The organism is Mycobacteroides sp. H001 (genome assembly GCF_001440005.1).
Taxonomy (GTDB): Bacteria; Actinomycetota; Actinomycetes; order Mycobacteriales; family Mycobacteriaceae; genus Mycobacterium; species Mycobacterium gwanakae.
This window is the reverse complement of sequence record NZ_LJYH01000006.1, coordinates 1-6,312: the sequence shown is the minus strand read 5'-3', so window position 1 is coordinate 6,312 and position 6,312 is coordinate 1. Positions and strand designations below refer to the sequence as shown.

5 protein-coding genes are annotated in these 6,312 nt (G+C 62.8%); all 5 read left to right on the top strand.

Features of this window, described 5'->3' with window-relative positions; all coding sequences use genetic code 11:
- The first annotated feature begins 91 nt into the window (after positions 1-91).
- Positions 92-1,513, top strand: a complete 1,422-nt coding sequence (locus tag AOT83_RS00085; protein ID WP_057980001.1) for a hypothetical protein — start codon at positions 92-94, stop codon at positions 1,511-1,513.
- Entirely contained in the window at positions 1,510-1,683 is a 174-nt protein-coding gene (locus AOT83_RS27725; RefSeq protein WP_157858399.1) for a hypothetical protein, read from the top strand. The genes AOT83_RS00085 and AOT83_RS27725 overlap by 4 nt, the downstream gene beginning before the upstream one ends.
- Positions 1,680-3,446, top strand: a complete 1,767-nt coding sequence (locus tag AOT83_RS00080) for a hypothetical protein (RefSeq protein ID WP_057966506.1) — start codon at positions 1,680-1,682, stop codon at positions 3,444-3,446. The genes AOT83_RS27725 and AOT83_RS00080 overlap by 4 nt, the downstream gene beginning before the upstream one ends.
- Positions 3,443-3,859 carry a hypothetical protein gene (locus tag AOT83_RS00075; RefSeq protein WP_234797022.1) on the top strand — a complete coding sequence of 139 codons (417 nt, stop codon included), beginning with the start codon at positions 3,443-3,445 and terminating at the stop codon, positions 3,857-3,859. The genes AOT83_RS00080 and AOT83_RS00075 overlap by 4 nt, the downstream gene beginning before the upstream one ends.
- A partial coding sequence (locus AOT83_RS00070; protein WP_240483032.1) for a hypothetical protein occupies positions 3,814-6,312 on the top strand: 2,499 nt, incomplete at its 3' end. The genes AOT83_RS00075 and AOT83_RS00070, both read left to right, overlap by 46 nt.

Genomic DNA, 6,312 nt, shown 5'->3' with positions numbered 1-6,312 from the left:
CCTCAGCGCGTTCGACACCAGCGATGCCGTGTCGATGATGCGTCGGCAGCAGGACGAAATCACGGCGGCGAAATTGGGCAGGTGGTCATAAATGGCGGTCGCAACGATCACGCTCGAATCGTCGAACGGCGATTCGGTGGTGGCTCCGATGGTGGTGTCCGCGCCGACCGATGACATCTATCTGCGTGATGACTTCATCGTGCTCGACGTAGACCCGAAGGGCATGTACGACACCGGGTTTTCGATGCGCACCCAGTCGGGGGCATTCCAGCCTGGCGGTCGGCCGGTCGGCGAAGAGGTGCCGATCCGCACTCCGATTCTGCCGTTCTGGCTGACCCCCGAGTCGCGGCCACGGTTTCAAAAGCTCTGGGGCACCCCGTACAACCTGCGCAAGGTCAAGTGCACGTGGAACGGCCCATCGGGTCCGCGGTTCCTCTATCTCAAGCTGGCCAAGGAAATTCTGTACACCACCGAGGACGGCCACGATGCCGATATCGATGAGGTCTATCACGCGGTGGTCTCGGCGCACGCCTACAACCCGATGTACGAAAGCGCCGAGGATGTTTCCGAGTGGGTCAACTCCGGAAACTTCACCGTCTACAACGCCGGGTCGTCGGGCACCTACAAGCTCGGATACGTCCATGGCGAGACCGTCGATACGACCGTGAGCCTCCCGGTCGATGCGAGTATCGCCACCGTTCAGTCGGCATTGGAGGCACTGCCATCCCTCGGGCCGGGCAACGTCACAGTGTCGGGCACGTCCAAGCAATTCACCGTGCTCACTCCCAAGACCTGCCCCGGCATGTTGACGGTCGACGGAGGCGGGCTGGCACCGCTGGCGTTCTCCATCACTCTCGGCACGCTGTCGTACACGATCACCATCGGCGGCCAGACCACCGCGCCGATCTCGTTCATCTCGTCAGCCACCTCGATCCGGCAAGCCATCGAGCAGCTGTCGAACATCGGGACCGGCGGCGTGTCGGTCACGGGCACCTTCTTTGGCTATGTCCTGTCGTTCACCAGTGGACCGTTGGCCGGGTTCCTGACCGCGCTGTTCACGGGCAAGACGACGGCTGTTGCCCCGGTGATCCGGGTAGTCGCCAACCCCAATACCGGGTGGTTCGACGTGTGGAACCCCACCGATCAAGACCTCTGGCCCGAATGGGAACTTGACCCCGCCATCCAGTGGCAGTTCCCGGACTTCGCGTTCGGGCAGGAACGCAAGTGGAACCGCCCGGTGGGCGCCGACGCGGCGCGGATGATCGTCACTCCGCAGCTGACTCAGTTGTTGTCCGTGATGTCCGACCCCTTCATGGACACCTACCTCTCGGCTGACCTGTCCAACGCGGCCGGTCTATTCAACGGGGTTGAGCCGCTCTACCCTGTACCCCAGTACACCGGCACTGAAGATGACCCGGTGGTGATGCCCGTCGTGTGCCAGGGCCCATCGGGGTCCAAGGCCACGCTACGGCAACGCCGGTTCTGGTCGGCCGAAAGTGGGCTGACGGCGTGAGGGTGAACGCTGTCGCCTTGCACCTTGTGCCCGGCACACCCGCAACGGGACTGTGGTGCCAAACCTGCCTGCTGCCAAGCAGGTACGAGGTGGCGATATACGCGCTGGTCGGTGACAGCGCGCCGATCAACGTCGGCACCTTCAACGGCTGCGACGGACACGAGGAATGACGGTCGCGACGTTCGCCGAGCCGTTCACCGGCACCGATCACGACGACTTCTCGGCGTGGGCGCGGGAGGTGCGCGAGTATCGCATTGAGCGTGCGTACGACCCGCCGCACATCGAGCTTTACGACGGCGATTGGGTCTACCGCGGCACCGTGCGCGGCGAGCTAGGCGGGCGCGTCAACCCGATCGTCAACCAGACCGGCACGATCTCACTGCGCCTACCCATTGACCTCGACGACCGCCGCGGCACCTGGGCGGCGTTCTGGGCGCTCGACGAAGACGCGCGCGGCACCAGCAACATTCACGTCATCGTCGAGACGATGGGCGCCCGCATCGGTGGGCGGATGAAGGCCAAAGACGGTGTGCATATTGAGCGCGGGGCCACCGGAGACGTGGTGGTCATCGACTTCCTGGACGACATCGAGGAACTGAAACACGTTCACACAGCCGGTAATCCGTTCCTGCCACTGTCACTAATCCAGCAGCCCAAGGCGTGGATGCTACTGGCGCAGGCTGATCACGGAATCTTGCTGACGATGGCCGCGAACCTACTTCGGCTGCAGCTGAGCAACATTGACATCGGCACCCTGTTCAAGCTACTCGACCCAGCGAACTGGAATATCCCCGAACTGGTCGACATATTCCTCAACATCTGGCAGCAGTCGCAAATCGTGATCGTGCCACGCACATTCGGCGATTCGGCGGCGCCGCTGTCCCTGGTCGTCGGCAGCATCAAGACATCGATCTTCGACGTGGCCGCACCGATCATGGAAGACGCTGAGCTGCAATGGGATCTGCGGCGCTGGAAAACCGGCGACCCCGAACCGTGGCCAGGCGCGGGCACCAACTGGCGCACAGGCACCCTGTTCGCGCGCATCGTCGACAAGTCCGGGTTCCGCACGGGCACCTCGATCGGCGGCAACCTGGCCACGGGATTTACGCGGACGATCGCCAGTGTGCTGTCCAACCATGTTGAAGACAGCTACGACCTGTTCACCGGGGACACGATCGACGAGACCGGCTACCGACTGCCCGGCATCCTCGGCACCGAGGCCGCGCACCCCTACGTGACGTACCGCGACGGCGACATCACCGGCATTCAAACATCGAACTTCTCACGCTCACCCGGTGGGGCAGGACGTATCACTGTGGGCGGGCAGTCAATGCCCGGTGTGAACGAATTGATCAGTGCAGCAATTCAATACGGTGGCGATGTTCTGGGGGACAACATCTCGGCCACTATCAGTCTCGCCGTCGGCTTCAACATCAGCGTCGGCTCACTCGGCGGCGCGATCGATTCGTTCCTCAACCCGATCTACCGCGATTCAATCCTGGCTTTCATGTCCGTACCGCTGCTTTTGCGGACAAGTCGGCAGGGCTGGGGTCACTACCTGGAGACCACGAGCACGAATGTCACACAGGCGTTCACCGCGGCCTCGACGATGGATCTGCGCCGACGTCGGCGCGAGACCGACCCCGACACCTCGTTCAATCTGACGGTGGCGAACGCCTCGCCGTGGCTGATTGGGGACAACGGGTTTGGGCACTGGTGGCTCGGTGATCGGGTTGGCGGCACCAGCAAGTACCTGATGCCTCGGGTGTTCGTGCGGCGCTGCCGGTCCCTGGATATCAACTGGGGTGAGCGCCGGCCGTTGGCGATCGAAGGCACATTCGGGGACACGCGTGTGGAGAAGGACGCGATCGAGCGTATGGCAGAACTGCTGAGCCGAACCATGAGCGGTTTTCAACAGATAGGACTGTGGTGACTGAGGGTATTTCGCCGGAAGAGGCAAAAGCACTGGCCGACAAGCTCGTCGAGGCCGAGGTCATCCCAAAGAAGATCCCGGCAGCCGACGACATAGACGGCCAGATCAAGGCGCTTGGCGGGGCGCTGGCCTCGGCTCTGCTGACCGCCACCGAAATGCCCCTGACCGTGCTACAGCCATGGGTCGCCGACCTCGCCTCTCAGCTGGTGGCCCTCGGTATCCGGCAGACCGAACACGTCGACCCCTCGGCTGTCCACGCGCCGGCGTGGATCACCGACGGGGTACGGCAGGAATCGATCAAGCTCCCCGAGCAGCCCCAGCACACCGAGGCTGATCCCCATGTGGAGATGACCGCCACCGCGCCCAAGTGCCCGAAGCGGATCCCGAAGGCGTCTCGGGCGGTGCGGCGTTGACCACTCCCGGTGGCGTGCCCAACCTTCCTGCTGGCGCACTGAGCATCGAGACCCTGGCCGAACAGGTCCAGGACATGACGCCCGCGGCGATGCGCAGTCGCGCCAATGGGCGATACCCCAGCATCTTCAACAGCTCAACTGGTGGCGATCCGGCACTCGACTTGTCGCCTATCGGGATCATCAATCAGCTCTTCGCAGGGTTCAACTCCCATGTCGCTAACGCCGATCCGAACGACATCCAAGGTCCCGAGGATCTGCCCGCGCTGCTGCTTGACTTCATCGAGAGCCTGCCCGTCGTCGGACAGTTCGTTGGTCTGGCCGAGGCGATCATGGGTACATACAACGGCGACGATGAAACCCTGCTCGCGATACAGCAGATTTTCATGCCGATCCGTCGCCTGCTTCAACTGGCCTCCGGACAGGACGTGGGCTGGCCAACCCTGCCCGAGATCGAGGCTGGCTGGACTGATCTGTTCGCGGCCATTGGCAACGCGGTGAGCAAGTTCCCGGGTGTCATCGCTATCTCGCGCATCGCCAACATCATTCAGGACTTGATCAACGGTGCGGGCGAGTTTCTGACCGCTGAGAGCGTCGAGGGCAACCCGTTCTTTCAGTGGGATTCGGTGACGCCTGGATTCATCTCGGGCGGATCGATCCGTGCGACCGCGAACGGCATGCAGCAGGTGTTGCGCACCGAGCCTTTCGAGGTGTTCCCGGGTCAAACGCTGGAGTTGCGCGCCGCCTCGCAATGGACCGGTGCGAGCGCGACCGCCGGCTCGAATCCCGTCAAGGTCGGGTTCACCCCGTTCGACGCCGCCGGTAACCCACTGGCCGATGTCATTCGCGGTTCGCTGCAGCCCTCGGGCGATCATGGCTGGCAATGGATTCCGGTCGCCGACAAATGGCCCGTGCCCGCCGGTGTGAAATACGTATCGCAACTGCTCATACTCGATGCCGGGGCGACGGCCGGAACATTCCGGTTCTCGAATGCTTCTGCGTGGGCGTCAAACTTGTTAGATCTGAGCCTGGTCAAGGATCTGCGTCAGATGGTCGACGCCGTCGGCGGTGTGGTGAATTCCGAGGCGGCGAACATCGAGGCCCGCCTACAGGCCATCACCACTGACGGCAAGATCACCGCCTCGGAGATCATTGGCCTGATCCAGCAGGCTCAAGTCTCGGGCCTGGCCATCATGCAAACGGTCATCAATCAGATCCTCGATATCCTCAACGGCAATATCGTGACGCCGATCAACTCTCTGGTGCAGGGCGTCAAGGACTGGTTTGGCCTGAATCAGGACAAGACTCAGAAACTCACCAGCGGCGGCGGCATTTCGGTAGCCGATGTCACCGGCAACTTCGGCATGAACAGAGTGGCCGACCTGGTGGACAACCTCGGGGATATGCTTACGGGCGTCAAGACTGGCGCCGACGGAACTGCCACGGGCACAACGGGAACCATCGGCGAGCAGATCGACCAGGCCAAGGAATCACTACTATCGCTGCTCGGCCTGTCGCGCGATGCGCTCAAGAGCGCCATTGCGGCGCAAACCACGTTGCAAGAGCAGGAAACCGAGCAGAACACCGGCGGCGGGAACAGCTACAGCTTCACCTTCTCCGGCGCTGACGGCGCGGCGCTGAACTCGACCGACTGGACCACCGGGCCGACCGCTGGCGATGTCACCATTCGCGGGGACTCGGGGTATGCGGGCGTTAAGAACGGCAACCCTGACGGGCACTTCTTCGCCAGCCCGAACTACACCTACGCCACAGACGGGCAATCAGCGTCATTTGTGTTGGGCGACACCCAGAATGGCAACTACTACTCCGGCGTCTACATCCGCTGCGACTCGGGCCGCACACAGGGCGCCTACTGCTTGGCCAAAGAGGGCGAAATCCGCATCGGCAAGTTCACCCGCTCGGGCACCAGTTGGTCATTCAGCACGCCGCTGACCCTGCAAACCGGCCTGTCGGCGGTCAAGCAGGGCGCGCGCATCGAGATCCGCTGCTCGGGAAACAACTACTTCGTGCGCGTCAACGGCCGCCAGATCCTCTCGGCCACCGACGCAGGCAACACCATCAGTATCGGTGCCGCGTACCGGTATTCGATGTTCAGCGTGCAGCGGGCAAGCCCGTTTTTCACCTACGACTCCTACCGCATCGCCGCGTTCGCGATGTCCGACTACACCTCAGCGGGAGCGGGATTCTCGATGTCAAACTCATGGAGCATCAGACGCGACAGCACCGACGACGTCACCTATGGCCCGTACTCGTCCGGTGCGTTCCCGTCCGGGTTCTTCACCTTCAACGACTACACCACAGACGTCACCCTCGACGACCTGGGCACGGCACGCATCGAGATTGCCACCACCGGCCTGTACCGGATCAGCACCACGTACCGATCGGTCACTGCCAAGGGTACGTCTGTGCCCTATTGGGTGGTGTACAAGAACGGC

Coding starts and splice junctions, on each gene's coding strand:
- AOT83_RS00085 (WP_057980001.1), top strand. CDS start 92: ATGGCGGTCGCAACGATCACGCTCGAATCGTCGAACGGCGATTCGGTG.
- AOT83_RS00080 (WP_057966506.1), top strand. CDS start 1,680: ATGACGGTCGCGACGTTCGCCGAGCCGTTCACCGGCACCGATCACGAC.